We start from the raw sequence: 26154 nt of genomic DNA on the forward strand, positions 1-26154 counted from the left end.
CCTTCATGAGATCTTGCCAGTTTCAATGCGTCGAAGGCTTCAGCCTGTCGATGACGTCCTCGACACCCTCCTGCCAGGCAGGAAGACTGAGGTCAAAGCCATCCATAAGCTTTGTGCAATCCAGTCTCGAATTGTGCGGGCGCTTTGCAGGCGTCGGGTATTCGGCGGTCGGGATAGGCTTGAGCGCGTCGATGGTCAGCGCAAGCTTGACGTCCCTGGCAGATGCCTGGCGGACGATATGCGCCGCATAGCCATGCCACGACGTGTTGCCTTGCGCGCTGAGATGATAGGTGCCCGACAGATCCGACGCATCCGGACGGGCGATACGCTCGATGACCGTGCGCGTGACATCGGCGATCAGGGCCGCCGATGTCGGCGCCCCCACCTGGTCGGCAACAACATTCAAGGAGCTGCGCTCTTGCGCGAGCCGAAGGATGGTCTTCAGGAAGTTGTTGCCGTGATGGCCGTAAACCCAGCTCGTCCGCAGGATGAGATGGCGACCGCCGGCGGAGCGGACGGCCTCTTCACCCAGCCATTTGCTTTCGCCGTAGACCGATTGCGGATTGGCCGTATCGCTCTCCACATACGCATCGGCTTTGGTGCCGTCGAAAACATAATCGGTCGAATAGTGCACCAGCCAGGCGCCGTTGTCGGCGGCCCAGCGCGCCAATATCCCCGGCGCCGCCGCATTCACGGCCATCGCCTGCTCCGCGTCGCTCTCGGCACGATCAACAGCCGTATAGGCGGCCGGATTTACGATGACGCGCGGCCTGTGCGCCTGCAGTGCTAAGAGAATGCTTGCCTCATTGGCAAGATCCATCTCGCCGCGGGTCATGGCCACCACGTCGCCGAGTGCTGCGAGCGAGCGCTGCAATTCGAACCCGACCTGTCCGTTGGCGCCCGTCACCAGAATTGTGCTCACAGTTGCACCTCATACTGCTTGCCGACCCATTCGCGATAGGCGCCACTGGTGACGTTTTGCACCCAATCCTGGTTACCGAGATACCATTCGATCGTCTTGCGAATGCCCGTCTCGAACGTCTCCTCGGGCTTCCAGCCCAGTTCGCGTTCGAGCTTGCGGGCATCGATGGCATAGCGGCGATCGTGACCGGGCCTGTCCTTCACGAAGGCGATCTGATCGCGGTAACGAGTGCCATCGGCCTTCGGCCGCAGCTCATCGAGGATGGCGCAGATGGTATGGACCACATCCAGATTGGGCTTTTCGTTCCAGCCGCCGACATTGTAGGTCTCACCGACCCTGCCGGCTTCCAGCACGCGACGAATGGCGCTGCAGTGATCCCTGACGTAAAGCCAGTCGCGGATCTGCTGTCCGTCGCCATAAATCGGGAGGTCCTTGCTCGAAAGCGCATTCAGGATCACCAGCGGGATCAGCTTTTCCGGAAAGTGATAGGGGCCGTAATTGTTGCTGCAATTCGTCGTCAGCACCGGCAGCCCATAGGTATGATGCCAGGCGCGAACGAGATGATCCGATGCAGCCTTGCTGGCCGAATAGGGGCTGTTCGGCTCATAGCGATTGAGCTCGTTGAACGGCGCGTCGTCCTTGGACAGCGTACCGTAGACCTCATCGGTCGAGACATGGAGAAAGCGGAAGGCCGGCTTCTCGTCGCCCGGCAAGCCATCCCAGTGACCACGAACCGCCTCCAGCAGATTGAACGTGCCGACGACATTCGTCTGAATGAAATCGCCGGGCCCGTGAATGGATCGGTCGACATGGCTTTCGGCGGCAAAATTGATCACCGCGCGGGGTTGGTGGGTCGCAAGCAACGTATCGACCAGTCCGCGGTCACCGATATCGCCATGCACGAATACATGACGATTATCGCCGTTCAATCCCCTCAGCGTATCCAGATTACCGGCATAGGTCAGCTTGTCGAGGTTGATGACCCTTTCATCACCCTGCCTGAGCCAGTCGAGAACGAAATTCCCGCCAATAAAGCCGGCTCCTCCGGAAACCAATATCGTCATTTAAATTCCATTTTTGCCGAAATTTTTTATAAAACTGCAGCCGAGGCCTGCAGCACCGAGAAATAAACAGCGTTGGCAATGTCCCCGCCACCTGAAGCCTGCTCGAGCATACTGGAGAACGGTGGGCGGCGTACAAAAGATGGCCGGGACCGATCCGCCGGTCTCACCAGGTCACCCTGAGGACGCTGTACGCAGAACCGTCGCCGGAGAACCACTATGGGCTTGGGCTGGAATCAATTCCATTTGGCGGGAGACAATCATCCCTTCTTGAAATGTTCGCATAGGAACAACGACGCAGCTCTTCATGTGCGGCGGCAATTGGCTAAATCAGGCTACCTTATTATCCGGCGACACCACCAAACACAATATACCGTGACAAGCAATGGTTGAGAATCGCAACTCCTTTGAAAAAAAATTAACTGAACTTCAGCGCGATCCGGAAGCGTCAACCGGCTTCGAAAGCGACTAGAGTAACCCGGCTCGAGCCAAGGCTGCTACTTCTATTGATTGGAAGCCGAGAATTGGCTGGGGAACCTGGACTCGAACCAAGATTAACGGAGTCAGAGTCCGTCGTTCTACCATTGAACTATTCCCCAACGGCCGCCTAGCGATGAAATCGTTCGCGGCGAAGGCTGCGCCTCTATAATAGAATTCGCCGCAGATGCAAATAGTTTAACGCGGACAAATGCAATTTTTTGAAAGCCAAAAGCTGAAATCCGGGATGGCCGGCGAATGCGCGTTCTTCAAGGAGATTCTGCGGATATCACCGTCCGCGTCGCCCATGACAGCTGATCAGGGATAGCCGGCGTCTCTCAAGACCAGCATTTCGGCCGGTTTACCAGCGCAAGATGCGTCGGCCGATCACATAACCCACCGCGGTGACCATGGCGATTGCCATCGGATACCAGAGCAGGACGAAAAGCGGGCTGTCATCCGTGCAGTTGGATGCATAAAAGGTTGCGGCGATGCCGCTGGCGGCAAGCCCCGCGACGGCGCCGGCCAAACCCGGCCGCTCCGGCGCCCCATGACGCAATGCAAAGAGGAAGCAGGCAAGCGGGCCGATCGACAATAATGGGATGAGCGTCAGGCAAAAGCGGGCATTGTGTCCGATCATCCGTGCGCTCCAGCTATCCGCCGGCATGACCGCCATCTCAACGGCCGCCGCCGCCAGCAGCAATAGCGGCGCGGCCAGAAGCGTCCAGCCCCAGATGCGCAGGGAGACGCCTGGCCGGCCGATGCGGAAGACGACGGCGCAGGCCGTCGCGGCGAGAGCGATCGTGACGACGAATTTGAACAGGAAACGAACGGTCTCGATCGCGCTGCCTATATCGGCGCGGAAACCGATCATCGCAAAGAAAATGCCACCGCTGATCAGGATGCCCGCGATGACCGACAGGGCCAGGACCTTGCCGATCCGCGTGCGGACCGGCGCATCCTGCGCCAAAAGATTGATGAGGTCATCGGTTTTCACTGGTCTCACTCCGGTACAAGGCCGCAAGCACCTTCAAAGCACGATGCAGTGCAACACGCACCGCACCTTCTGTCATCCGCAACCGATCCGCCGTCTCCCGCACGCTGGTTCCCTCGACGGAAATCGAACGCACGATGGTCTTCTGCGGATCCTTCAATTGTTCCAACATACGATCGACGTCTAACCGATCCAAGGCGTCCGTCTGGTCTTCCGCCTCGAGAATATCGATCACGTCATCGATCGGTACGCTCGTATGTCGTCCACGTCGCCTGAGGCCGTCGATCAGCTTGTTGCGCACGATCGTCGATATCCACGGGCCGATCGGGCGCGATGCGTCCCAGGTTCCGCGCTTCAGATGGATGGTCAGCAGCACTTCCTGAACCACGTCCTCGGCCTCGCTTACCGGCGCGCCGAACTGTTCGCAACGCCGGCGCGCCATAGCGCGCAGATGCGGTGTCACTGCGGACAGAAAACGATGGTAGGCCTGCACGTCGCCGTTGACGGCGGCACGCATCCAGACTGCCCATTGCTCTTCGCGCGCCGAATGATTCACCCGACATCTCCTCTACGCAGGACCGCAGGCTTTCGTTACCGGCAACGGCCATTCTTTTTCAAGCCTTTTCGGAACAGGCTTCGATCTAAGACGACGGCGCCGTGATCGAACGGTATTATTCGCCCGCTTGCGCGCTTCCAATTAGAGCATCATTGGCTACACTCAGAGCAGGTAGGATAAACGCGTAGCCGGCGCATGACATCGTAACGACGTTCAAAAAAATTTCGCACCGCCTGTAACATCCGCTCGGACAGCTCCGTAGACCTTGATGCAAGCCAATGACGGCTCGCCACCATCAAGGAGACAGTCCCATGAAGAACAGCCTCATCACCCTGGCCATTGCCGGTTCGATCGCCTCAGCACTTGCCTCCGTCGCGGTTCCCGCTGCGGCTGCCGACTCCAAGGAAAAATGCTACGGTGTCGCCCTCAAGGGTCAAAATGATTGCGCCGCAGGCAAGCATGATTGCGCCGGCAAGTCGACCATGAGCTACGACAAGATGTCCTTCAAGCTCGTTCCGACCGGCACCTGCACCTCCATGAAGACCCCGAAGGGCCACGGCACGCTGACCCCGGCTTGACCCCAACCCGGATCACCGATCCAATCACAGGATGTAAGGAGCATGGCATGAACAAGATTTCCGCAGTCGCCTTGGCCGCATCGGTCGCGACGGCTTTGACATTGGCCGCCGGCGTCACCACCGCCTCGGCCGCCGATGCCAAGGAAAAATGCTACGGCGTCGCCCTCAAGGGCCAGAATGATTGCGCCGCCGGTCCCGGCACGACCTGCGCCGGTACATCGAAAGTCGATTACCAGCGCAACTCGTGGAAGCTCGTTCCCGCCGGAACCTGCGAAACGATGAAGACACCGAACGGCCACGGCACCCTGATGCAGGGTCCGGCGCCTGTCTGACCCAAGCGTGGTGACGCAGGGCGGCGCAAATTCCGCGCGCCGCCCTCCTCCCAAGATCAAGCATATCCAAATGGAGGCTTGCAATGAAACCGTCAGAACTTCCCCGTCGCGCCGGCGTCGGCTTCAAGCCGGAGCATTTCGCCGCCATAGACGCCGTAAGCCAACCGATCGGCTTTTTCGAGGTCCATGCCGAAAACTACATGGGCGCCGGCGGACCGCCGCATGCTCAACTCGGCAAGCTCCGTCAGGACTATGCCCTGTCCATTCACGGCGTCGGCCTTTCGATCGGCTCGATGCAGCCGCTTGATGCCGATCACCTCGCCCGCCTGAAGATCGTCTGCGACCGCTACGAGCCGGAGAGCTTTTCCGAGCATCTGGCATGGTCGAGCCACGACACCACCTTTCTCAACGATCTCCTGCCTTTGCCCTATACCGAAGCGACCCTCGCCCAGGTTTGCGCCCATATCGATGAAGTACAAACCCTGCTCTGCCGCCAGATGCTGCTAGAGAATCCGGCTACATATCTACTGTTTGAGGAAAGCACGATCGAGGAAGTCGATTTTCTCTCAGAAGTGGCCCGCCGTACCGGCTGCGGCCTGCTGCTCGACGTCAACAACGTCTTCGTCGCCGCCACCAATCACAGGCTGGATCCGCGCGACTACCTCAAACGTTTTCCAGTGCAGCAGGTGCGCGAAATCCACCTGAGCGGCCATTCGGAAACCACCGACGATGCCGGCGCGCCGCTTCTGATCGACAGCCACGACACGCCGGTGAAGGATCCCGTCTGGGAACTCTATGAGGAGCTGATCACCCGCACGGGACCGATCGCCAGCCTGGTCGAGTGGGACAATGATGTCCCGCAATGGCCGGTTCTGAGGGCCGAGGCCGAGGCCGCCGGCACCATCCTGCGGCGTGCCGCCGAACGCCGGGCGGCATGAGGAGGAGTGATGTCTCTCTCGACGCAAACCGAATTCGCCGCAGCGCTTGTCGATCCCGGCCGGTCCGTTCCTGAGGGCCTCGCGGCCTGGAACGGTCCCCGCCCCGAGCGACGCTTCGGCGTCTACCGCAACAACGTCGCCATCGGCCTGATCGGCGCGCTCGCCTCGCGCTTTCCGGCTGCCGAAAAGATTGTCGGCGAGGAATTCTTCGCCGCCATGGCGCACGAATTCATCCGGCAGCATCCGCCGCGATCGCCGTTGCTGCTGGCTTATGGCGACGACTTTGCCGATTTCGTCGCGATATTCGAACCCGCGCGCGAAATTCCCTATCTGCCCGATGTCATCAGACTGGAGGCTGCACGCGGCAGGGCCTATCACGCCACCGACTCAACACCGCTCGACGCCGCCTTGCTGGCAACGATCGAGCCGGAAGGGCTGGCAGGTTTAAGCTTCGTGCCACATCCCTCCGCGTCGATCATTCGCTCGGCCTTTCCGGCGGTCACCATTTGGGCGATGAACGTCGGTGAGATCGAGCTGGCGGACATTGAAGATTGGACGGGTGAGGATGCGCTCGTCGTTCGCCCGCGGATGACTGTGGAAGTGCACCGCTTGCCGGTCGGCGGCGCCGCCTTTCTCGAAGCGCTCATTGCCGGCGCCGATCTGGGCAGCGCCTTCGAGACGGCTCTTGCTGAAACTCCGGACTTCGATCTTTCCGCCAACCTTGCCGGCGCGCTCGCGGCCGGCGCATTCACGGCCGTTCGCTGAACGCCAGGGAGAACCAACATGCAAGACCAGATGATGACGGCCGCCATGGCCGAACGTGAAACCGTGCCGCAAAGGCTCCACGGCGCCCTCAGGCTTCTCGACCGCATTCCGCATGATCTGATCGCCCTCGTTGCGCGCCTGTCGATTGCCGCCGTCTTCTGGCAGTCCGGTCAGACCAAGGTGGATGGGTGGCAGGTGACCGATAATGCCGTCTACCTCTTCCAGACGGAATACAAGCTGCCCTTCGTCGATCCCTGGATTGCCGCCCACATCGCCGCCTTCAGCGAGCATTTCTTTCCCTTTTTGCTGGTGATCGGCCTGGCCAGCCGGCTGTCGGCACTGGCACTGCTCGGCATGACGCTTGTCATCGAAATATTCGTCTACCCCGACGCCTGGCCGACGCACGGCACATGGGCGACCTGCTTCCTGGTGATCATCGCCGGCGGTCCGGGCCGGATCGCGCTCGACCATTTCATCGCCAAGCGGTTCGGCCGATCGTCATAATGCCGAAGCGGCAGGAGCGCCGGTCACCGGCGCTCCATAGCATGGCTTCCACAGAGTAATCCGCGCCCTATCGCAGCACGGGTTCCCCATGAAAGCGGCGTTGCGACGGCTTCGAGACGCCAAAGCCGACTTCCATCATCAGGCGCGGCTTTTGCGTGGGAACGGTGCCCATGTGGAAGCCGAAAGGATCCTCGACAAAGCCGGAGCCGGCCTTGCCCGTCAGCGTTACGGTGCTCGCTCGCCCATAATAATCGAGCACTTCGTCTGCCGAATGTCCCACAAGCAGCGTGAGCTGATGTTTGACACGCCTCCGCTTGTGGCTGCCTTTGACGAAGACGTGCGGGCCGGTGCCCTCGTCCACGTCGACCAGGTTGAAGAAGAACTTCAGCATCCGCCAGTCGTCGAGGTCGAAATGGAATTTGTCGAGCGAAGCCATGCTTCTGTCCGCTTCCGACGCCTGCGTCGGAAAACTCCACCAGATGCGCGTGGTAATCACCTTTGCCTGCCCACCAAGATATTGCCGGGCGACATCGATCAACAGCGGATCGCGTTGAACTGCGAGGACCGCATCGCAATCGAGCGAACGCTCGAAGAAATGCCCGCTGAGGATCGGGCGTGCGAAGCGGGTCTCCGCCTGCTTATGTTCGCTCGCGACGAATTCGAGCTTCCTGTTGAAATTGCCGAAGCAGCCGGTGGTTTGCGCGAATTCTGTGATTTCGCGATGGATATGGTCCGGGAGCATCAGGCCCGAATAGATGCCATCCGTCCGCAATGCGTTGACGACAGTGTTACGCTCGAGCCCGGTGAACATGGAAGCACCGGAAACGGGAAGCGTGACGGCTTGCCTGGTGGCAAACCAATGCATGCGCCGAAACGGGAGTGTTCGCGCCAGGAGGAACATCGGCAGCCAGGCTGGATTTTCCCGAAGATCGGTCAGGTAGGTGGGTATCCTGACAGCCATTCGCTTGAAGCGACCGCCTTGCCGAGCAATGGACTCCAAGTCTTTTGCCGGGGGATTGTGCATAGCTATCCTTTCCGCACATGTGCAAAAGCCACGCAACAGGCCCAACATCCTGTTGATGTAATTCTTTGAACATAAACATTTATTCGCTGCAGCGGGGGTCTCTGCTGCACTGCGGCAAATAGAAGCCGGTGGACCCCGGTCAAGGGGGCGGAAAATCACAATCCTGATTTAAACGGTAGAATTTTTCGCATAAACACGCTGCGATTTAGCAAATGCTCACGAAAGCGCACGGGCCGGTTGTTTTCACGGCCTCCGGTCCGAAAACAGCGTAGCCGGACGCATGAACGGGACATTTCATTTGCCGTTGCTTAGGACAATGGCGCTATTAAACACTTGGCAAGCGCAAGCCGAACGACAGGATCGAGACCTCGCGGCAACAAAGTTTGATGGCGGCTACGATTTTGACAGTCTTCCAACCGTCACAATCCTGTTCGCATTATTGGCTAAACGAGCGGAAAACGTGAAAGAAGGCCCCCGTATATGACAGAAACGAAGACCTTTGACCCGGCGGACGGGATAGTCGACTTCGATGCCGGCGAAGGCGAAGCCGCAACCGTGGTGGAGATGGACGACTATACCAAGAGCCTTGCCCAGGCGAAGGCAAAGTCCGTCAAGCTCGTCGATGCCATCACCGGCCAGACGCTCAAGAAAAAAGATGCCGTGCACGTCGACGACCTCCGCCCCTCGCTGGCGGATTTCATGCGGTTGAAACATCCCGAACTTCGCGCCGACGACTATATCAGCCGCAAGGCGATGGACGACTATCGCGCCCAGTATATCGCCGAACTTTTGACCGATGAGCGCGGCGAGCTTTCGAACCTCGAAGACGAAGTCGTCGAAAGCCTGAAGACGCATGATACACTGGCCGAGAATATCGAAGAGGATTACGAGGATCACCGCTCCATCGGCGACCGCATGGCCGACATCGTCGCGTCCTTCGGCGGCAGCTGGACCTTCATCATTTCCTTCTGTTTGTTCCTGACCGTGTGGATGGGCATCAATGCCCTCATGGGCGAAAACAAGGCCTTCGATGCCTATCCGTTCATTCTGCTGAACCTCATTCTCTCGACGATCGCTGCATTGCAGGCTCCGATCATCATGATGAGCCAGCGCCGGCAGGAAGCAAAGGACCGGCTGCGCGCGCTCAACGACTACAAGGTCAACCTGAAAGCCGAACTGGAAATCCGCCACCTGCATGAAAAGGTCGACCATCTCCTCAATCGCCAATGGGAGCGGCTCACCGAAATCCAGCAGATCCAGATCGAGATGATGCTGGAACAAGCCAAGGCCGCCACACGCGCCATGAAGGCCAACAAGGCGGTGAAAGCCAAGACCAGTGCACTGAAGAGCCTCTTCGGCAAGGTCAAGGATCCCGAGCCCGACGATTCGCCGAATTGACGCGACGAAGACCGATGCGGCCATGGCCCTGCCCCGCGGCCATGGTTGCGCCGGATAGCCGGCTATTCTCCAAAGTCGGTTCTGCGGATCTCGGTCCCGCAAGATAGTCAACCCAAGCGCGGAACACGTCACGCCTCGGCCTTGAACGTGCGGCCGAGATCCGGCCCGAGGCCGAAATAGTGCCTGAACACGTAGAGAAGCGGGCTCCATCTCGTCGTATCGATATGATTGCTGCCCGGCATGACGATGCTCCGGTGCGCATGAACGCAGACCACCTTCGCTTCGATGATCCGGAAATTCTCAGGCCGGTCCGAGGGCCATTCGCCACCGGGTTCGTACGACGCCACGACCTCGGCTTCGAATTGAATCGGACACTCCGCTATGCGCAGCGGACTGACAAGCTCTGCAGCTTGCGGCGTAAAGCCGGCGACATCGAACTTGTCGGATTCGAACCGGTATCCGATCTTCTCCTTGTGGGGAGGAACCGGATCGCGACCCGTGGTCGGAGCAATCGCCTCGATCTTCTGCCACAGATCCGGAGAGGGAAAATTCAACACCAGCTGCCGCTCCCGCATGGCGTTCTCCCGACCCTTGCTTGTCGATGTCAGGCCCAGAACGACGCGGTCGAAGAGCGTCCAGGCCGACGACATGGGCGAGATATTCGTGGTGCCATCGGGATTGAGACTGGTAACCAGCACGACGGGCGTGCCGACATAGAGCACGCTGGGCTTGATGACGATATGTTCGCGATCACTCTCGACGGACTTGGATAAGGCTGTGTTCATCAACATTGCAAACTCTCCTTATTGAGCTGCAGTGTAGCCGAACAGGCACATGGAATAGTTCGGTCGTGGCCGAACAATGGACATCAGAGAACAGATCGGTCGATGTGGGCGGCGGCAAATATGCCCGGGCCTTCCTCGCGCTTTTGCGTCGCAGCGGTCTGGTCGCTGGGTAGATCGAGGCGGCCGAAGACGCGGATTCCCACGCCCGGGCAATTGACATTCGCCGCCGGTGTGACACCGTTTCGGCTTGTTGCTGAAACACCGTTTTGAGGCAAAATGACAAAACGATCGCAAGCAGTTATCACCACGGCCGAAGAACGCCCGCGCGACGGATGGGACGACCCCATCCATGGCCGCATATCCTGGCACACGCTGCTGAGCAGCGACATCACCCCCACCGACAGCATGAGCGCCGGCATTGCGGAACTTGCCCCCGGCGGCGAGCTCAAACCTCACCGGCATGACCCGTCGGAAATCTATTTCATCTTCGAGGGGACAGGCATCGTGCGGATCGACGGGCAGGAAACGACGGTCAAGGCCGGCACGACAGTCTTCATTCCCGGCAACGCCGAACACGGCATTCGCAACGAATCGGGCACAGATCTGAAGTTTTTCTACGTCTTCCCGACCGGCTCTTTTGCAGACGTGATCTATCGCTTTCCGGAAAACTGACCAATCTCAAGACGATTCTTATCTGGCACGCGATCTGAGAAACATAGGCAACCAAGGCCCAAGAATGGCGGAGAGGGTGGGATTTGAACCCACGATGCCCTTGCAGGCATGCCGCATTTCGAGTGCGGTGCATTCGACCACTCTGCCACCTCTCCGGTTATGCTGGTCGGCGCGTTTGAGCGCGGCGTTCTCATAGCGAGAGACGGGGGGGATGGCAAGGGCGAATATGAAAGCTTTTCATCCTTTTGCCTTGACAGATCAGGGGCGCTTATATATCCCGTGCGACGCAATAGGTGTGGATAAGTCCGTACCTTGCCAGCCTTGCTTTGCGCGAGGTTTCACCGGCAGATCTTCTTGAGGGCCTCAAGCCTTTGGAATCCCTGCTAAGTTTCGACTGATAAAAAGACGGCCACTTGTCCTTGTTGGCAAGAGAGCCGGAACGAACATGAAAGGACAAAAAATGTTCGCAGTCATCAAGACCGGCGGTAAGCAGTACCGTGTGGCAGCCGACGACGTGCTGACCATCGAAAAGCTGGAAGTCACCGCCGGCGACATCGTAGAATTCACCGAAGTCCTCGTTATCGGCGAAGGCGCCGACGCTGCGATTGGTGCTCCCTTCGTCAAGGGCGCTTCCGTCAAGGCCGAAGTGGTCGAGCACAACCGCGGCAAGAAGGTCATCGCCTTCAAGAAACGCCGTCGTCAGAACTCGAAGCGTTCGCGCGGCCATCGCCAGCATCACACGGTCGTCCGTATCACGGACATCGTGGCTGCCAAGTAAGTAACGGGATCAGGGTTTAAAGGAGAACTCCAATGGCACACAAAAAAGCTGGCGGTTCGTCGCGCAACGGTCGCGATTCCGAATCCAAGCGCCTTGGCGTGAAGAAGTTCGGCGGCGAGAACGTCGTCGCAGGCAACATCATCGTGCGTCAACGCGGCACGCAGTGGCATCCGGGCACCAACGTTGGTCTCGGCAAGGATCACACGATTTTTGCGCTTACCGCGGGCAACGTGAACTACCGTACGAAGGCCAATGGCCGCGTGTACGTGTCTGTAATGCCGAAAGCGGAAGCAGCGGAATAAGCCGGTAGCGCTCTAAAACAGCCGGCGTCTCATCGACCCGGCTGATCGCATCAGGTTCAGTCAAGAAAAAGGGGAGATGGGGCGCCATCTCCCCTTTTTCTTTACCCTCAACCAAGGAGGACTGAACCATGCAAGGCGAATTGTTAAGGGAAGACCAATCAAGGTCTCCCGAAGAACGGCTGAGGCCGGAGCGGTTAAGGACCGATTGCCCTGTCTTACTGTCGGAAAGGCTCGTTCTGCGCGCGCCCCACGAAGAAGACATCGACGCCCTTGCCCATCTCGCCAACAACGCCAATGTCGCTACTATGGTATCGCGTATGCCGCATCCGTATACGACCAATGATGCCGCCGATTTCGTGCGACGCACGAAGCTTGGCGAGATTGGCAAGTGCGTCTATGCGATTACCAAAGCCGATAACGGCGCCTTTCTTGGATGCTGCGGCGTCGAGCCGACGGCCGATCCACGCACCGTCGAGATCGGCTACTGGCTGGGCGAACCGCACTGGAACCAGGGCTATACGACGGAAGCCGCCCATGCCCTGATCGACATGGTCTTCCGCACGCGCGAAAACGTTGGCCAGATCGATGCCCGTTGCCGGGTCATGAACGTCGCGTCCAGACGGGTCGTGCAGAAGTGCGGCTTCCAGTTCCAGGGGTCCGGCCTTGCCGCATCCCTGGCGCTCGGCAGCTCCGTGCCGGTCGAATGGTACAGGCTCGACCGCAAGACCTGGATATCGTTGCGCAGCTGGGGAGGTCTGAGATGAACGCGCTTGCTCTCAACCGCCGCAATGACAGGATGCTGATGCCGGGGCCGTCGCCGGTCATCCAGACCGGGCGGCTGACGCTGCGCCCGCACCGGCTCGGCGATGCCGACGCGATCGCCGAATCGCTGTCCGATTTCGCCGTCACCCGCATGCTGGCCCGGGTTCCCGCGCCCTATGACCGGCAGGATGCGCTGGACTGGCTGGTCCAGCACACCTCCGGCCTCGGCATCGATTGGGAACTGGCCATCACCGAAGGGGATGATGCCCATATCGGCTGTGTCGGCATCGAGCTCAGGCATGGCCGGTGGCATCTCGGCTACTGGCTGAACCGCTATTACTGGCGGCAGGGCATCATGACCGAGGCGGTCACATCGGCTCTGGAGCGCTTTGGCCGCCGCATGCCCGAGGTCGCCGTCCATTCCGGCGCCTTCGCCGATAATCCGGCATCCCTGAAGCTGCAGCAGAAGCTCGGCTTCGAGATCACCGGATGCTCGGAGATCTACAGCTTTGCCCGCAACACCATGGTTCCGCATATCGAAACCGTGCTGAAGCCCGGCGCGCTGCGGCTCTCGCAGGCGGCGTGAAGCCCTGAAATCCAGTCATCGCCGGCCGCCGGCGATGACGCCACACCAATCGGGCTGTTCTTGATGTTATGGCACGTCGAGCGCACGATATTCTTTGACCTCAGCCCGAAGCGCCTATATCGAAGGCAACATGACGGGTAAATGGCCGGCCGATGCGTCTCTATGGATGCGCAAAGGGCGGCTGAAATCGATTAAAGAGCGCATAGGCTTTTCTAAATCCCATTCGATCCGAAGGGATATGCGCCGACACCGGGTGACGGACGTAAGATGAAATTTCTCGATGAAGCAAAAGTCTATATTCGCTCAGGCGACGGCGGCGCCGGCAGCGTCTCCTTCCGGCGCGAGAAGTTCATCGAGTTCGGCGGACCGGACGGTGGCGATGGCGGTCGCGGCGGCGATGTCTGGGTCGAGGCGGTCAACGGCCTCAACACCCTGATCGACTTCCGTTATCAGCAGCATTTCAAGGCGACGATCGGCACGCATGGCATGGGCCGGAACCGCGCCGGCGCCAAGGGCGAAGACGTGACGCTGAAGGTGCCCGTCGGAACGCAGATCTTCGAAGAAGACGGGGAAACCCTGATCTGCGACATTACGCAGGAAGGCCAGCGCTTTCGCCTGGCACCCGGCGGCAATGGCGGCTTCGGCAACGCCTATTTCAAATCCTCGACCAACCAGGCGCCGGACTGGGCCAATCCCGGCCTGCCGGGCGAAGAAAAGACCATCTGGCTGCGGCTGAAGCTGATTGCCGATGCCGGCCTTGTCGGTCTGCCGAATGCGGGCAAATCGACCTTCCTCGCCTCTGTCAGCCGTGCCCGGCCGAAGATAGCCAACTATCCATTCACGACGCTGCATCCCAATCTCGGCGTCGCCACCATCGATGGCCAGGAATTCGTGCTGGCCGACATTCCCGGCCTGATCGAAGGCGCGCATGAAGGCGTCGGGATCGGCGATCGCTTCCTCGGCCATGTCGAGCGCACCCGCGTGCTGCTGCATCTGGTTTCCGCCCAGGAAGAGAAGGTCGGCAAGGCCTACAAGACGGTCAAGCACGAGCTTGAAGCTTACGGCAACAACATAACCGACAAACCTGAAATCGTCGCGCTATCGCAGATCGATGTGGTGGACGAGGAAACGCTGAAAAAGAAGACGCGCGAGCTGGCACGAGCCTGCGGCAAGACACCCTTCCAGATCTCCGCCATCACCGGCCGCGGCATGACCGAAGTGTTGCGCGCGCTGCGCGACGTCATCGTCGAAGCCAATGCCGGCGAGGCGGACAAGCCGGCAAAAACGCATAAGATACGCCATCGCGACCTGCAGACCTCCGACGACGTGGATGAGGGGGACGACGATCACGAGGAGCAGCAGGGATGACCGCCCGCAAGCCGCTCGACCGCTATCGCCGGATCGTGATCAAGATCGGCTCGGCTCTTCTCGTCGATCGCAAGGCCGGCCTGAAAAAATCCTGGCTCGACGGCATGTGTGCCGATATCGCCGCCCTGAAAGCCAAGGGCATCGATATCCTCGTCGTCTCATCCGGCGCCATCGCGCTCGGCCGTTCGGTGCTCGATCTACCCTCCGGCGCCTTGAAGCTGGAAGAAAGCCAGGCCGCCGCAGCCGTCGGGCAGATTTCGCTCGCCCGCGCCTGGTCCGAAAGCCTGTCGCATGACCATATCGTCGCCGGCCAGATCCTGCTGACGCTTGGCGACACGGAAGAGCGCCGCCGCTATCTGAACGCCCGCGCCACCATCAACCAGTTGCTGAAGATCGGCGCCGTGCCGATCATCAACGAGAACGACACGGTCGCCACAAGCGAAATCCGCTATGGCGACAATGACCGCCTCGCCGCCCGCGTCGCCACCATGACAGGCGCAGACCTTCTGATACTGCTCTCCGACATCGATGGGCTCTACACCGCCCCGCCGCATCTCGATCCGCAGGCACAATTCCTCGATACGATTGCCGAAATCACGCCTGACATCGAGGCCATGGCCGGCGGCGCCGCCTCCGAACTGTCGCGCGGCGGCATGCGCACCAAGATCGATGCCGGCAAGATCGCCACCGGCGCCGGCTGCGCGATGATCATCGCCTCCGGCAAGACCGATCGGCCGCTGAAATCAATTGAAAACGGCGCGCGCTCGTCCTGGTTCGCACCGTCGGGTACGCCCGTCACCGCCCGCAAGACCTGGATCGCCGGACAGCTGCAGCCGGCTGGCGAGCTGCATGTCGACGAGGGCGCGGTGACCGCGCTCGGCGCCGGCAAGAGCCTGCTGCCCGCTGGCGTGCGCAAGGTCGTCGGCCATTTCGGCCGCGGCGATACCGTGGCCGTGATCGGCCCTACCGGTCGCGAAATCGCCCGGGGCCTCGCCGGCTACGACGCCGAGGAGGCGCGCCAGATCACCGGCCGCAAGTCTGCGGAGATCGAGGCCATCCTCGGCTATGCCGGCCGCGCCGCCATGGTGCACCGCGACGACCTCGTCATGACCGCGTCCGTCAAGACCAAGGCGGAGAAATTGAAGAGGGATGAAGCCCATGCTTGATACTGTCGCACAAAGCCCCGACATCGAAGCGCTGATGAGCGATATCGGCCGTAAGGCCCGGGCTGCGTCGCGACCGCTGGCCTTCGCCTCCACAGAGAGCAAGAACAGGGCGTTGAGCGCCATGGCGGACGCCATTTTGGACCACAAGGATCATATTCTTGCCGAGAACGCCAAGGATTTGAAGGATGTGGAGGGCACGGATATGCTCGCCTCCTTCGTCGATCGCCTGACGCTGAACGACAAGCGCGTCGCAGAAATGGCCGACGGCATTCGCGCCATCGCCGCTTTGCCGGATCCGGTGGGCGAGGTCATCGCCGCCTGGGACCGTCCGAACGGGCTGAAGATAGAGCGCGTCCGCACCCCGCTCGGCGTCATCGGCGTCATCTTCGAAAGCCGGCCGAACGTGACAGCCGATGCCGGCGCACTCTGCCTCAAGGCAGGCAATGCCGTGATCCTGCGCTGCGGCAGCGATTCGCGCCGCTCGTCGCAGGCGATCCACGACTGCCTGGTCGAAGGGCTGAAGGTGGCGGGTCTGCCTGAACATGCCATCCAGCTCGTGCCCGTCAGCGACCGCGCCGCCGTTGGCGCCATGCTGCGTGGCCTCGAAGGCAATATCGACGTCATCGTGCCGCGCGGCGGCAAGAGCCTGGTCGCCCGCGTGCAGACCGAAGCGCGCGTGCCGGTCTTTGCCCATCTCGAAGGCCTTTGCCACATCTATATCGATGCTTCGGCAGATCTCGACATGGCGAAAGCGATCGTCGTCAACGCCAAGATGCGCCGCACCGGCATCTGCGGCGCGGCCGAAACGCTGCTGATCGATTCGAAGGTCGCATCCACGCATCTGAAGCCGCTGCTCGACGGGCTTGCCGAAGCAGGCTGCGAAATTCGCGGCTCCGCAGAGGTGCTGCAGCTCGTGCCAGGCCTGAAAGCGGCAACGGAAGAAGACTGGACGACGGAATATCTGGCCGCGATCATATCCGTCGCGCTCGTCGACGGCATTTCCGGCGCGATCGCCCATATCGGCAAATATTCGTCCAACCATACCGAAGCCGTCATTGCCGAGGATCCCGAGGTCGTCGAGCGCTTCTTCACCGAGATCGATTCGGCGATCCTCTTGCACAATGCCTCGACGCAGTTCGCCGATGGCGGCGAATTCGGCATGGGCGCGGAAATCGGCATCGCCACCGGCAAGATGCATGCTCGCGGACCGGTCGGCGTCGAACAGCTGACCTCCTTCAAATATCGCGTGCGCGGCACCGGACAGATACGGCCCTGACGTGCTGAGAGAAGAGATCGATCAACGCTATCTGCGCATGCCCCATGCCGAGCGCGGCATGGTGGTCGGTCTTTTCGGCGGCTCGTTCAACCCGCCGCACCGTGGCCACGCGCTTGTGGCCGAGATCGCCATTCGCCGGCTCGGCCTCGATCAGCTCTGGTGGATGGTGACGCCGGGCAACCCGCTGAAGAACCACAATCATCTTGCGCCGCTTGCCGAGCGGATCGCGCTCAGCGAAATGGTTGCCCGCGATCCGCGCATCAAGGTGACGGCATTCGAGCAGGCGCTCGGCATGAACTACACGGCCGATACCCTGGCTCACGTGAAAGCCCGCAACAGCCGGGTGCATTTCATCTGGATCATGGGCGCCGACAGCCTCAATACGTTCCATCGCTGGCAGAAATGGGAGGAGATCGCCCGCACCTTCCCGATCGCTGTCATCGATCGGCCGGGATCGACGCTGTCCTACCTTTCCGCGAAGATGGCCAAGACATTTCATTATGCCCGCGTCGACGAGGATGATGCCCGGGTGCTTTGGAAGAAGCGTGCACCGGCCTGGACTTTCATCCACGGACCGCGTTCGGCGCTCAGCTCGACAGCCCTGCGCGCGGCACAATAACCGACTGAATTTTCAGGAAAACTCCCAGAAATGAAAAGCCCGACGGGGGAGGAGGATCCGTCGGGCTTTAAACCTGATCAGCAACTGGGAGGAGGAGAGTTGCCGATCCATATCTAGCGGCATTGGGAGGAGGAGATCGCCGCTTCGATGGTTATGTTTTAGCAGATTTCACCGATAGATAAATGGCCGATTGCGCATTGCAGCAATGCATTCCACGCATATCTTTGAAAATTTCCTGCCCAAAAAACGCTTCTTTTGCGAATTGTCTGATTTTTTAACGTCACCCAGACTCCAGAAGCCGGAGCGGAAAAGCGCCAGAACCCACGGTTCGTAACGTTACGTCTTGTTTCGTGAGCGTTCGCCAAACCATTGGGCGAATCCAGTCATGCGTTTTTGACGTAGCATAATCCACTCATATGCGCCTTTGAAAAGAAAACCCATAAAATTCGTAGGGTTACATAGCAACAATGCGATGTATTTTTCGAGATATATCCCTAGCCAAGCTTCGCGCATCGTTATATCTCTCGAAATATGTCGATATCTTTGGGGAGAAATAAGATGGCAACCAGCCGACGCCGATGGATCAAGCTTGCAACCGCCGCACTATCAGCGGCATGGCTTGGCCTCTCGGTCATTCCGATGCCGGCTCTCGCCGCCGACAAGATCGTGGTTTTTGCTGCCGCCAGCATGAAAAACGCGCTCGACAATGCAGATGCCGCTTTCACCAAGGAAACGGGCAAGGAAGTCACCGTGTCCTACGCCGCGAGCGGGCCGCTGGCCAAGCAGCTTGAGAACGGCGCCCCCGCCGATGTCTTCATTTCCGCCGACACCAACTGGATGGACTATGTCGCGGGCAAGAAATTGATCAAGGATGACAGCCGCACCAACCTCCTCGGCAATAAGCTCGTTCTCGTCGCCGCCAAGGACAAGGCCAAGCCGGTCGAGATCAAGCATGGCCTGGATCTGGCCGACCTTCTCGGCGACGGTCGCCTGGCGATCGGCCAGCCGGAATCGGTGCCGGCCGGCAAATACGGCAAGGCAGCGCTTGAAAAGCTCGGCATCTGGGCTTCGGTGGAAAAGAAGGTCGCCGGCGCTGAAAGCGTACGCGCAGCCCTCGCGCTCGTTTCGCGCGGCGAAGCGCCCTACGGCATCGTCTATCAGACCGACGTCTCAGCCGATCCCGGCGTTGCCGTCGTCGGCACTTTTCCGGCAGATAGCCACCCGCCGATTGTCTATCCGATCGCAATCACCAGCAACAGCACCAATCCGGATGTGCAAGCCTATTTCGACTATCTGAAATCGGCTAAGGCTGTTCCATTCTTCGAGCATGAGGGCTTCACGATCCTGAAGCGGTGAGCATTCTCACCGCATATTGGGCATAGAAGTTCAACGATCCAGGCTCGCCGACCCATGGCGGGCCTAAGATGTTTTAAGGGGCGGGATTTGGACGCATTGGGTTTGAGCAGCGATGAATGGACAGCCATCGAGCTGAGCCTGCGCGTTTCCATTGTCGCCATGCTGGTCAGCCTGCCCTTCGGCATCGCCGCCGCGTATCTGCTCGCCCGCGGCAGGTTCTGGGGCAAATCGATCCTGAACGGCATCATCCATATGCCACTGATCCTGCCGCCAGTCGTGACCGGCTTCATCCTTCTCATCCTTTTTGGCCGCAAGGGGCCGATCGGCTCGCTGCTCGAGCAATATCTCGGCATTGTCTTTTCATTTCGCTGGACAGGCGCCGCACTCGCCTGCGGCGTCATGGGCTTTCCGCTGATGGTCAGAAGCATCCGCCTGTCGATCGAAGCCGTCGACCGCAAGCTGGAGGAGGCGGCCGGCACCTTGGGCGCCAACCCCCTATGGACGTTCCTGACAGTGACCCTGCCGCTGATCCTGCCCGGCATCATCGCCGGCATGATCCTGTCCTTCGCCAAGGCCATGGGCGAATTCGGCGCCACCATCACCTTCGTCTCCAATATTCCAGGCGAGACGCAGACCCTGTCTTCGGCCATCTATACCTTCACGCAGGTGCCGGGTGGCGATGCCGGCGCGATAAGGCTGACGATCGTCGCCATCGTCATTTCCATGGCCGCCCTGCTCGCCTCGGAATTCCTCGCCCATCTCGCCGGCAGAAGGGTGGATTTCGAATGACGCTCTCCGTCGACATCCGCCACCGGCTGGGCGCCTTCTCGCTTGAGGCCACGTTCACCTCCGACGGCGGCGTGACAGCCCTTTTTGGCCGTTCCGGCTCCGGCAAGACCTCGATCATCCGTATCATCGCCGGTCTCATCCGGCCCGATCATGGCCGCGTCAGCCTTGACGACAGCGTCCTTGCCGACACCGGCCGGCAGGTCTTCGTTCCGCGCCATCGCCGCCGCTTCGGCTATGTCTTTCAGGAGGCGCGCCTGTTCCCGCACCTGTCGGTGCGGCAGAACCTCAGTTACGGCCGCTGGTTCGCGCCCAGGAACGAGCGCAGCGAAAGCTTTGACGGTGTGGTCGATCTCCTCGGCATCGCCGCACTGCTCGACCGCAGGCCGGCCAAGCTTTCCGGCGGCGAGAAACAGCGCGTCGCCATCGGCCGCGCACTCCTGTCCTCGCCACGGCTGCTGTTGATGGACGAACCGCTGGCGGCACTCGACGAGGCGCGGAAAGCGGAAATCCTTCCCTATCTCGAACGGCTGCGCGACGAGACGAAGATCCCGATCATCTATGTCAGCCACTCCATCGCCGAGGTGGCGCGGCTGGCAAACCGCGTGGTCGTCATGCGTGACGGCAAGGTGGAGGCGATCGGCCCCGCCCTCGATATCTTCAGCCAGCTTTCCGGCCCGCTGGCGATCGACCGGCGTGACGCGGGCGTGCTGCTGGAAGGCCGCGTCGAGCATATGGAGGATCGGCATCAGCTGACCGTCGTCGCCCTGAAGGCGGCGAAACTCTTCGTGCCCGGCCAAGCTGCCGCCCTCGGCAAGACGGTGCGCGTCCATATCCCCGCTCGCGATGTCATGCTGGCAACAGCCAGGCCCGAAGGCCTCAGCGCGCTGAATATTCTCGAAGGCGAAGTGCGCGATATCAGCGCGGCGGCCGATGGAACCGTGGAGGTGAAGGTCGATTGCGGCGGCGATATCGTGCTCGCCCGCATCACGCAGTTCTCGGCCGAACGGCTGGGTCTGCGGGTCGGCCTGCCGGTCCATGCGGTCATCAAGACCGTGGCGCTCGAACAATAGGTCTTGATCAAGACTTTCCGGACGAAGCTTCCGCCGCGCTGCGATTGGCTTCGAGCCATTGCAGATCGGCGGCTATCGCCGCCCGCAAGGTCGTTTCCATGCCGCGAAAGCGCTGCAACAGTTCTTCGCCGAACGGGGTAAGGGCAGCGCCGCCACCCTTCTGGCCACCGCGCTGCGATTCGACGACCGGCTCCCGGAACATATGGTTCAATTCGCTGATGAGCAGCCAGGCACGACGATAGGACATGTCCATGGCGCGGCCGGCGGCCGAGATCGAGCCGGTGTCACGAATATGCTCGAGAAGTTCCATCTTGCCGCGCCCGAGCCGGTCCTGCCCAGAAAAACTGATGCGGAGAATAGGCTTCAACGATGGCTGCGGAGTGTCGGTCATGGCATCTGGGCGTTTTGGTCTGCCTTCGTGTATACGCGGCCTTCGCGCGCCTGTACATGGCGGTTAGAATGGACAAGCGACGGCACAGACCTATCTGATCTTCAGCCTCACGACGCATTGATGCCGACAATATCGGCAACGAGAAACTGCGTTTTGCATAGGGATTGGAAACAGATGTCAGCCTATATCATCTCCGATGTCACCGCCAAGGATGCCGACGCCTTCCAGATCTACCGGACCCGCGCCGCTGCCTCCATAGCCTGCTATGGAGGCCGTTATCTGGTGCGTGGCGGCCCGATCGAACAGTTGGAAGGAAACTGGGCGCCGCGAGCGATCATCGTCGTGGAGTTTCCGGACATCGAACGGGCCAGAACTTGGTATCGTTCTCCCGAATACGCGTTTGCTCTCGAAGTTCGTGATCGGGCTCTGAGCCGAAACCTCATTCTTCTCGACGGAATAAGCCAGGAAAGCTAGCGAGGACGCCGTCAGAGCGATCATTTGCCCATATATGGTGCGAATGCGCGGGATTTTGATACAAATCCTTGTCTTCGCAGCCGATAGATGGCCGCGTGCGTCTTGAAACCTTAATGCTTTGATGCCTATCTTTGTAGCGTGATCGACTCAGATCGCGTATGAGCATGTTCTGTTACTCAAGGAAGGAAGAGCACTGACAACAGTACACGCCAAGGGGAGAACGCTTGTCGTTATCCCGAAGAGCTCGGAACGTGGCGCCGATGCCGCTGCCCGCGCCCTGCAAGCCGTCCTCGCAAGCCTCGAGGACTCCAAGGCCGAAAATATCGTTACCATCGACATTGCTGGCAAATCCGCGCTTGGAGACCATATGGTCGTCGTCTCCGGTCGCTCGAGCCGCCATGTCCTGGCGATTGCCGACCATGTCATGACCGACCTCAAGGACGAGGGCTTCGGCAACGCCCGCGTCGAAGGTCTGGATGGCGGCGACTGGGTGTTGATCGACACCGGCGACATCATCATTCACGTCTTCCGTCCTGAGATTCGCGAGTTCTACAACATCGAGAAGATGTGGGCCGCGCCTGACCTCGACGAAGGCACGCTGCACTAGCCGATCCAAGGGCGCTGTTCCCGGCCCCGGTTGGCAGCTTCATATCGCCGGACATGACTGTCCGGCAAGAGTTTGGTTTCGTGCCGCCATCATGGCGGATAGGCTTGGGAGCGGGAATGCGGATAGGTCTTTTTGCCGTGGGACGGTTGAAAACCGGCCCTGAGAAGGATCTTGCGGCTCGCTATCTCGATCGTTTCGCCAAGGCCGGGCCGGCAATCGGCCTGGAGCTGATGCGCTTGACCGAGGTTGCCGAAAGCCGCGCCTCCAACGGCGAGACCCGCAAGCGCGAGGAGGCGGCTCTGCTGCAAAAGGCGCATCCGGAAGGCGGCGTCCTCATCCTGCTCGACGAACGCGGCAAGGCGCTTGATAGCGAAGCCTTCGCCGCCATGCTCGGAACGTTCCGCGATCAGGGCAAGCGCGACCTGACGATCGCCATTGGCGGCGCCGACGGGCTCGACCCGTCTCTCTACGACAAGGCCGACATGACCATATGCCTCGGCAAATTGACCTGGCCGCACCAACTCGTGCGCATCCTCATTGCCGAACAGCTCTATCGCGCGGTCACCATCCTTTCCGGCCATCCCTATCACCGGGTCTGACCTCCAATCGCGACAACGTGCCTCCTTCGAAAACAGTTTGGCTTTCGGTCATTTTGCGTTAACGAAACGCTCACACAGGCGTGTTTTGATTCCTGCTTCAAAAATGACGATGCTTCCTAGCTGATCGCGGCAAATCGGCTTATTTTCACGCGATCCGAAGGGACCAGGCCCGAACCGACTGGATGAGAAAAGCCCCGCCCATGCTTTCCCGGCTTCTGCTGCCATCTTTGGCCGCATGCCTTGGCGTGGGCGTCTATATGGCAGGCCCGATTTCTCTCATGGACATGGCCCTGGCGCAGGAGGCCGATGCCGGCACGGCACAAGCGCCCGACGAACATCCTTCGACGACAGCGCCGGCGCAACAGGCACCCGACCCGGCCGCTGAACTCGCCCGCAAGCGCGACGAAACCCGCGCCGAGCTGGAGACGCTGTCGAAGACGATCAACCTCTCCTCCGACAAGACGAAAGAGCTGGAAGACAGCATCGCATCCCTCGACAAGAGCACCGCCAGCCTGCGCCAGGCATTGATCGACAGCGCCGCCCGCCGCAAGGAAATGGACCGCAAGATCCAGCAGAGCGAGAAGACGTTGACGGATCTCGCGATCAAGGAGGACAAGATTCGCGGCTCCCTGCATGAGCGCCGCGCCCTGCTGGCTGAGGTTCTGGGGGCCCTGGAGCGCATGGGCCGCAATCCGCCGCCGGCACTCCTGGTCACACCGGATGATGCGCTCGCCTCGGTGCGCAGCGCCATTCTTCTGGGTGCAGTCGTGCCCGGAATGCGCAAGGAGACGGACAAGCTCATCGCCGACCTGACCGATCTCAGCAAATTGCATGCCGCCGCCGCCGCCGAAAAGACGAACCTCACCGCCACCATGACCAACAGTCTGGAGGAGGAGCGGCGCATGGACCTGCTGGTTGCCGAGAACGACAAGCACAGCAAGGAAAATGCCGCCCAGCTCGACGCCGAGCGCAAGCGTGCCGAGGAGCTTGCGGGCCAGGCGACCAGCCTCGAAGGGCTCGTCGCTTCGCTGGAAAGCCAGATCGGCTCGGTCCGGGACGCAGCGGCCGCCGCCCGGGCGGAGGAGGTCCGCAGGGGGCAATTGACCGACCAGCAGCGCGAGCAGGCAAAGGCTTTGGCCGAGAGCGGCGTGCCCGATAAAAACCGCATTGCGCCCGCATATCCCTTCTCCGATCTTAAACAGAAGTTGGAGTTGCCTGTGGCGGGCGATATTCTCCGCCAGTTCGGCGACGACGACGGCACGGGCCACACGGCGATGGGAGCAACCATTGCGACCGGCCCCGATGCGCTTGTCACAGCTCCCGCCGATGGCACGGTCGTTTACGCCGGCGCGTTTCGCAGCTACGGCCAGATGATCATTTTGGATACGGGCGACGGCTACCACATGGTGCTGTCGGGAATGGACGCGATCAAGACGCGTCCGGGCAGATTTGTCTTCGCCGGCGAGCCGCTCGCCGTGATGGGCCAAAAAAGAGTCGCGAGCGCGACTGCATTGGCGCTGGAAACGGATCGGCCAACGCTTTACATTGAATTCAGAAAAGATGGGAAGCCGGTCGATTCTCGACCCTGGTGGACCTCCAAAGACACTGGAAAGGCACGCAATGATACGTAGGGCTTCTCTTGTTCTCGTTGGCGCATTGATGGGTGCGACTGCGATGGGCGTTATCTACACGGCGGTCGTGCCGGCGGAAGCCGCTGGCGCGTCCACCTACAAGGAATTGTCGATTTTCGGCGATGTCTTTGAGCGTGTTCGTGCCCAGTACGTGACGCCGCCGCAGGAAGACAAGCTGATCGAATCCGCGATCAACGGCATGCTGTCCTCACTGGATCCGCATTCGAGCTACATGAATGCCAAGGATGCCGAAGACATGCGCACCCAGACCAAGGGTGAATTCGGCGGTCTCGGCATCGAAGTCACGATGGACAACGATCTCGTCAAGGTCATCACCCCGATCGACGACACGCCCGCCGCCAAGGCCGGCGTCCTCGCTGGCGACTACATCACCGCCATCGACGGCCAGTCCGTGCGCGGCCTGAAGCTGGAAGACGCCGTCGAGAAGATGCGCGGCCCGGTCAAGACGCCGATCAAGTTGACGCTCATGCGCAAGGGTGCCGACAAGCCGATCGAGCTCACTATCGTCCGTGACGTGATCGCTGTTGCCGCGATCAAGTCGCGCGAAGAAGGCGGCGATGTCGGCTATATCCGCATCATTTCCTTCACGGAAAAGACCACGCCCGACCTCGAATCCGCGATCGCCAAGATCAAGAAGGATATCCCCGCCGACAAGCTGAAGGGCTATGTCCTCGACCTGCGCCTCAACCCGGGCGGCCTGCTCGACCAGGCGATCAACGTCGCCGACGATGTGCTCGAGCGTGGCGAAATCGTGTCGACCCGCGGCCGCAATCCGGACGAGACCCGCCGCTTCAACGCCACCCCGGGCGACCTGACCGACGGTAAGCCGATCATCGTGCTCATCAACGGCGGTTCGGCTTCGGCTTCGGAAATCGTCGCCGGCGCCCTGCAGGATCTGCGTCGCGCCACGGTCCTCGGTACCCAGTCCTTCGGCAAGGGCTCCGTCCAGACGATCATCCCGCTGGGAGACGGCAACGGCGCGCTTCGCCTGACGACGGCGCTCTACTATACGCCGTCGGGCCGCTCGATCCAGGGCACCGGCATTACGCCCGACGTCAAGGTCGACCAGCCGCTGCCGGACGATCTGAAGGGTAAGCTGACAACCGAAGGCGAATCGAGCCTGCCGGGCCACATCAAGGGCCAGAGCGAAACCGACAAGGGTTCCGGCTCGTCGGCCTATGTGCCGCCGGATCCGAAGGACGATATCCAGCTGAACTACGCGCTCGACCTGCTGCGTGGCGCCAAGACGGATCCGTCCTTCCCGCCGAACCCGGAAAAGGCAGTTTCCTCCAAGTAAGGAAATGGCGCCGGGCTGGAAACAGACCCGGCGCTTTCATAAGGAGGGAGCGGAAC

Annotated in this window: 29 protein-coding genes, 2 tRNA genes and 1 pseudogene; 23 read left to right on the top strand and 9 right to left on the bottom strand. The window is 60.6% G+C overall.

Annotated elements, in window-relative coordinates; translation table 11 throughout:
• Window positions 1-22: 22 nt before the first annotated feature.
• The 5 genes from rfbD to AB8B29_RS16560 form a co-directional block, all read right to left on the bottom strand.
• Window positions 23-922 (bottom strand): dTDP-4-dehydrorhamnose reductase, encoded by a 900-nt coding sequence (gene rfbD, locus AB8B29_RS16540; RefSeq protein WP_047637661.1) that lies wholly within the window; start codon window positions 920-922, stop codon window positions 23-25.
• Window positions 919-1986: a dTDP-glucose 4,6-dehydratase gene (rfbB, locus tag AB8B29_RS16545; protein WP_047637660.1), complete on the bottom strand. Its 1068-nt coding sequence runs from the start codon at window positions 1984-1986 to the stop codon at window positions 919-921. Before rfbB ends, rfbD begins: the two co-directional genes overlap by 4 nt.
• Window positions 1987-2508: 522 nt before the next feature.
• Window positions 2509-2582, bottom strand: a tRNA-Gln gene (locus AB8B29_RS16550).
• A gap of 239 nt (window positions 2583-2821) precedes the next feature.
• Entirely contained in the window at window positions 2822-3457 is a 636-nt protein-coding gene (locus AB8B29_RS16555; protein WP_092573089.1) for an NrsF family protein, read from the bottom strand.
• On the bottom strand, window positions 3444-4010 hold the full coding sequence (locus AB8B29_RS16560; RefSeq protein WP_037195762.1) for a sigma-70 family RNA polymerase sigma factor: 567 nt from the start codon (window positions 4008-4010) through the stop codon (window positions 3444-3446). Before AB8B29_RS16560 ends, AB8B29_RS16555 begins: the two co-directional genes overlap by 14 nt.
• Before the next feature lie 311 nt (window positions 4011-4321).
• On the opposite strand from AB8B29_RS16560, the gene AB8B29_RS16565 reads away from it, so the two are divergent.
• From AB8B29_RS16565 to AB8B29_RS16585, 5 genes are all read left to right on the top strand, one after another.
• Window positions 4322-4588 carry a BufA1 family periplasmic bufferin-type metallophore gene (locus AB8B29_RS16565; protein WP_037195760.1) on the top strand — a complete coding sequence of 89 codons (267 nt, stop codon included), beginning with the start codon at window positions 4322-4324 and terminating at the stop codon, window positions 4586-4588.
• A 47-nt stretch (window positions 4589-4635) separates the two neighbouring features.
• On the top strand, window positions 4636-4920 hold the full coding sequence (locus AB8B29_RS16570; RefSeq protein WP_113118894.1) for a BufA1 family periplasmic bufferin-type metallophore: 285 nt from the start codon (window positions 4636-4638) through the stop codon (window positions 4918-4920).
• An 83-nt stretch (window positions 4921-5003) separates the two neighbouring features.
• Window positions 5004-5858 (top strand): MNIO family bufferin maturase, encoded by an 855-nt coding sequence (gene bufB, locus AB8B29_RS16575; protein WP_113118893.1) that lies wholly within the window; start codon window positions 5004-5006, stop codon window positions 5856-5858.
• Between the two features lie 9 nt (window positions 5859-5867).
• Window positions 5868-6623 carry an HvfC/BufC N-terminal domain-containing protein gene (locus tag AB8B29_RS16580; RefSeq protein ID WP_113118892.1) on the top strand — a complete coding sequence of 252 codons (756 nt, stop codon included), beginning with the start codon at window positions 5868-5870 and terminating at the stop codon, window positions 6621-6623.
• An 18-nt stretch (window positions 6624-6641) separates the two neighbouring features.
• Complete coding sequence (locus AB8B29_RS16585; protein WP_113118891.1) at window positions 6642-7127, top strand: DoxX family protein; 486 nt, start codon at window positions 6642-6644, stop codon at window positions 7125-7127.
• Window positions 7128-7194: 67 nt separating this feature from the next.
• On the opposite strand, the gene AB8B29_RS16590 is transcribed toward AB8B29_RS16585, so the two are convergent.
• Window positions 7195-8151 carry a phytanoyl-CoA dioxygenase family protein gene (locus AB8B29_RS16590; RefSeq protein ID WP_113118890.1) on the bottom strand — a complete coding sequence of 319 codons (957 nt, stop codon included), beginning with the start codon at window positions 8149-8151 and terminating at the stop codon, window positions 7195-7197.
• 480 nt (window positions 8152-8631) lie between these two features.
• On the opposite strand from AB8B29_RS16590, the gene AB8B29_RS16595 reads away from it, so the two are divergent.
• Complete coding sequence (locus AB8B29_RS16595) at window positions 8632-9549, top strand: DUF1003 domain-containing protein (RefSeq protein WP_037195744.1); 918 nt, start codon at window positions 8632-8634, stop codon at window positions 9547-9549.
• A 128-nt stretch (window positions 9550-9677) separates the two neighbouring features.
• Here AB8B29_RS16595 and AB8B29_RS16600 read toward each other — a convergent pair whose 3' ends face one another.
• The gene (locus AB8B29_RS16600) at window positions 9678-10334 is read right to left on the bottom strand and encodes a flavin reductase family protein (protein ID WP_439006610.1); all 657 of its coding nucleotides are present in this window, start codon (window positions 10332-10334) and stop codon (window positions 9678-9680) included.
• Window positions 10335-10610: 276 nt separating this feature from the next.
• Here AB8B29_RS16600 and AB8B29_RS16605 point away from each other — a divergent pair, with 276 nt between their 5' ends.
• Complete coding sequence (locus tag AB8B29_RS16605) at window positions 10611-11006, top strand: cupin domain-containing protein (protein ID WP_047559473.1); 396 nt, start codon at window positions 10611-10613, stop codon at window positions 11004-11006.
• 65 nt (window positions 11007-11071) lie between these two features.
• Here AB8B29_RS16605 and AB8B29_RS16610 read toward each other — a convergent pair.
• Window positions 11072-11161: transfer RNA gene (locus tag AB8B29_RS16610), tRNA-Ser, on the bottom strand.
• 305 nt (window positions 11162-11466) lie between these two features.
• On the opposite strand from AB8B29_RS16610, the gene rplU reads away from it, so the two are divergent.
• The 11 genes from rplU to modC all read left to right on the top strand — a co-directional run bounded on the left by rplU (window position 11467) and on the right by modC (window position 21078).
• Complete coding sequence (gene rplU, locus AB8B29_RS16615; RefSeq protein WP_034510937.1) at window positions 11467-11784, top strand: 50S ribosomal protein L21; 318 nt, start codon at window positions 11467-11469, stop codon at window positions 11782-11784.
• 32 nt (window positions 11785-11816) lie between these two features.
• Window positions 11817-12086: a 50S ribosomal protein L27 gene (gene rpmA, locus AB8B29_RS16620; protein WP_037195734.1), complete on the top strand. Its 270-nt coding sequence runs from the start codon at window positions 11817-11819 to the stop codon at window positions 12084-12086.
• Window positions 12087-12214: 128 nt separating this feature from the next.
• The gene (locus AB8B29_RS16625) at window positions 12215-12850 is read left to right on the top strand and encodes a GNAT family N-acetyltransferase (RefSeq protein ID WP_047637652.1); all 636 of its coding nucleotides are present in this window, start codon (window positions 12215-12217) and stop codon (window positions 12848-12850) included.
• A complete protein-coding gene (locus AB8B29_RS16630) occupies window positions 12847-13434 on the top strand; it encodes a GNAT family N-acetyltransferase (RefSeq protein WP_092573083.1) in 588 nt (195 codons plus the stop codon). Before AB8B29_RS16625 ends, AB8B29_RS16630 begins: the two co-directional genes overlap by 4 nt.
• 267 nt (window positions 13435-13701) lie before the next feature.
• Complete coding sequence (gene obgE, locus AB8B29_RS16635) at window positions 13702-14802, top strand: GTPase ObgE (protein WP_112440766.1); 1101 nt, start codon at window positions 13702-13704, stop codon at window positions 14800-14802.
• Entirely contained in the window at window positions 14799-15968 is a 1170-nt protein-coding gene (gene proB, locus AB8B29_RS16640) for a glutamate 5-kinase (protein WP_113118872.1), read from the top strand. The genes obgE and proB overlap by 4 nt, the downstream gene beginning before the upstream one ends.
• The gene (locus AB8B29_RS16645; protein ID WP_113118912.1) at window positions 15961-17244 is read left to right on the top strand and encodes a glutamate-5-semialdehyde dehydrogenase; all 1284 of its coding nucleotides are present in this window, start codon (window positions 15961-15963) and stop codon (window positions 17242-17244) included. The genes proB and AB8B29_RS16645 overlap by 8 nt, the downstream gene beginning before the upstream one ends.
• 37 nt (window positions 17245-17281) lie before the next feature.
• Window positions 17282-17863, top strand: coding sequence for a nicotinate-nucleotide adenylyltransferase (locus AB8B29_RS16650; RefSeq protein ID WP_234903911.1), 582 nt, complete (start codon window positions 17282-17284; stop codon window positions 17861-17863).
• 558 nt (window positions 17864-18421) lie between these two features.
• The gene (gene modA / locus AB8B29_RS16655) at window positions 18422-19219 is read left to right on the top strand and encodes a molybdate ABC transporter substrate-binding protein (protein WP_113118871.1); all 798 of its coding nucleotides are present in this window, start codon (window positions 18422-18424) and stop codon (window positions 19217-19219) included.
• 87 nt (window positions 19220-19306) lie between these two features.
• The gene (gene modB / locus AB8B29_RS16660) at window positions 19307-20008 is read left to right on the top strand and encodes a molybdate ABC transporter permease subunit (protein WP_037195715.1); all 702 of its coding nucleotides are present in this window, start codon (window positions 19307-19309) and stop codon (window positions 20006-20008) included.
• Entirely contained in the window at window positions 20005-21078 is a 1074-nt protein-coding gene (gene modC, locus AB8B29_RS16665; RefSeq protein WP_113118870.1) for a molybdenum ABC transporter ATP-binding protein, read from the top strand. The genes modB and modC overlap by 4 nt, the downstream gene beginning before the upstream one ends.
• 7 nt (window positions 21079-21085) lie before the next feature.
• Here the strand turns inward: modC and AB8B29_RS16670 are convergent, their stop codons facing one another.
• The gene (locus AB8B29_RS16670) at window positions 21086-21469 is read right to left on the bottom strand and encodes a winged helix-turn-helix domain-containing protein (protein WP_112440774.1); all 384 of its coding nucleotides are present in this window, start codon (window positions 21467-21469) and stop codon (window positions 21086-21088) included.
• A gap of 174 nt (window positions 21470-21643) precedes the next feature.
• Between AB8B29_RS16670 and AB8B29_RS16675 the strand changes: the two genes are divergently transcribed.
• The 5 genes and pseudogenes from AB8B29_RS16675 to AB8B29_RS16695 all read left to right on the top strand — a co-directional run bounded on the left by AB8B29_RS16675 (window position 21644) and on the right by AB8B29_RS16695 (window position 26098).
• Window positions 21644-21943: a DUF1330 domain-containing protein gene (locus AB8B29_RS16675; protein ID WP_037195709.1), complete on the top strand. Its 300-nt coding sequence runs from the start codon at window positions 21644-21646 to the stop codon at window positions 21941-21943.
• 164 nt (window positions 21944-22107) lie between these two features.
• Window positions 22108-22550: pseudogene (rsfS, locus tag AB8B29_RS16680) on the top strand (ribosome silencing factor).
• Between the two features lie 116 nt (window positions 22551-22666).
• Entirely contained in the window at window positions 22667-23149 is a 483-nt protein-coding gene (gene rlmH, locus AB8B29_RS16685) for a 23S rRNA (pseudouridine(1915)-N(3))-methyltransferase RlmH (protein WP_037195705.1), read from the top strand.
• A 200-nt stretch (window positions 23150-23349) separates the two neighbouring features.
• Window positions 23350-24780: a murein hydrolase activator EnvC family protein gene (locus AB8B29_RS16690; RefSeq protein WP_113118868.1), complete on the top strand. Its 1431-nt coding sequence runs from the start codon at window positions 23350-23352 to the stop codon at window positions 24778-24780.
• Entirely contained in the window at window positions 24770-26098 is a 1329-nt protein-coding gene (locus AB8B29_RS16695) for a S41 family peptidase (RefSeq protein ID WP_037195701.1), read from the top strand. The genes AB8B29_RS16690 and AB8B29_RS16695 overlap by 11 nt, the downstream gene beginning before the upstream one ends.
• The last annotated feature ends 56 nt before the right edge of the window (window positions 26099-26154 follow it).

Source organism: Rhizobium sp. 11_C7_N12_5, from assembly GCF_051811145.1.
In the GTDB taxonomy this organism is placed as follows: Bacteria; Pseudomonadota; Alphaproteobacteria; order Rhizobiales; family Rhizobiaceae; genus Rhizobium; species Rhizobium lusitanum.

Coding starts and splice junctions, on each gene's coding strand:
- rfbB (WP_047637660.1), bottom strand. CDS start 1,986: ATGACGATATTGGTTTCCGGAGGAGCCGGCTTTATTGGCGGGAATTTC.
- AB8B29_RS16565 (WP_037195760.1), top strand. CDS start 4,322: ATGAAGAACAGCCTCATCACCCTGGCCATTGCCGGTTCGATCGCCTCA.
- AB8B29_RS16570 (WP_113118894.1), top strand. CDS start 4,636: ATGAACAAGATTTCCGCAGTCGCCTTGGCCGCATCGGTCGCGACGGCT.
- bufB (WP_113118893.1), top strand. CDS start 5,004: ATGAAACCGTCAGAACTTCCCCGTCGCGCCGGCGTCGGCTTCAAGCCG.
- AB8B29_RS16580 (WP_113118892.1), top strand. CDS start 5,868: ATGTCTCTCTCGACGCAAACCGAATTCGCCGCAGCGCTTGTCGATCCC.
- AB8B29_RS16585 (WP_113118891.1), top strand. CDS start 6,642: ATGCAAGACCAGATGATGACGGCCGCCATGGCCGAACGTGAAACCGTG.
- AB8B29_RS16590 (WP_113118890.1), bottom strand. CDS start 8,151: ATGCACAATCCCCCGGCAAAAGACTTGGAGTCCATTGCTCGGCAAGGC.
- AB8B29_RS16595 (WP_037195744.1), top strand. CDS start 8,632: ATGACAGAAACGAAGACCTTTGACCCGGCGGACGGGATAGTCGACTTC.
- AB8B29_RS16600 (WP_439006610.1), bottom strand. CDS start 10,334: ATGAACACAGCCTTATCCAAGTCCGTCGAGAGTGATCGCGAACATATC.
- AB8B29_RS16605 (WP_047559473.1), top strand. CDS start 10,611: ATGACAAAACGATCGCAAGCAGTTATCACCACGGCCGAAGAACGCCCG.
- rplU (WP_034510937.1), top strand. CDS start 11,467: ATGTTCGCAGTCATCAAGACCGGCGGTAAGCAGTACCGTGTGGCAGCC.
- rpmA (WP_037195734.1), top strand. CDS start 11,817: ATGGCACACAAAAAAGCTGGCGGTTCGTCGCGCAACGGTCGCGATTCC.
- AB8B29_RS16625 (WP_047637652.1), top strand. CDS start 12,215: ATGCAAGGCGAATTGTTAAGGGAAGACCAATCAAGGTCTCCCGAAGAA.
- AB8B29_RS16630 (WP_092573083.1), top strand. CDS start 12,847: ATGAACGCGCTTGCTCTCAACCGCCGCAATGACAGGATGCTGATGCCG.
- obgE (WP_112440766.1), top strand. CDS start 13,702: ATGAAATTTCTCGATGAAGCAAAAGTCTATATTCGCTCAGGCGACGGC.
- proB (WP_113118872.1), top strand. CDS start 14,799: ATGACCGCCCGCAAGCCGCTCGACCGCTATCGCCGGATCGTGATCAAG.
- AB8B29_RS16645 (WP_113118912.1), top strand. CDS start 15,961: ATGCTTGATACTGTCGCACAAAGCCCCGACATCGAAGCGCTGATGAGC.
- AB8B29_RS16650 (WP_234903911.1), top strand. CDS start 17,282: ATGCCCCATGCCGAGCGCGGCATGGTGGTCGGTCTTTTCGGCGGCTCG.
- modA (WP_113118871.1), top strand. CDS start 18,422: ATGGCAACCAGCCGACGCCGATGGATCAAGCTTGCAACCGCCGCACTA.
- modC (WP_113118870.1), top strand. CDS start 20,005: ATGACGCTCTCCGTCGACATCCGCCACCGGCTGGGCGCCTTCTCGCTT.
- AB8B29_RS16670 (WP_112440774.1), bottom strand. CDS start 21,469: ATGACCGACACTCCGCAGCCATCGTTGAAGCCTATTCTCCGCATCAGT.
- AB8B29_RS16675 (WP_037195709.1), top strand. CDS start 21,644: ATGTCAGCCTATATCATCTCCGATGTCACCGCCAAGGATGCCGACGCC.
- rlmH (WP_037195705.1), top strand. CDS start 22,667: ATGCGGATAGGTCTTTTTGCCGTGGGACGGTTGAAAACCGGCCCTGAG.
- AB8B29_RS16690 (WP_113118868.1), top strand. CDS start 23,350: ATGCTTTCCCGGCTTCTGCTGCCATCTTTGGCCGCATGCCTTGGCGTG.
- AB8B29_RS16695 (WP_037195701.1), top strand. CDS start 24,770: ATGATACGTAGGGCTTCTCTTGTTCTCGTTGGCGCATTGATGGGTGCG.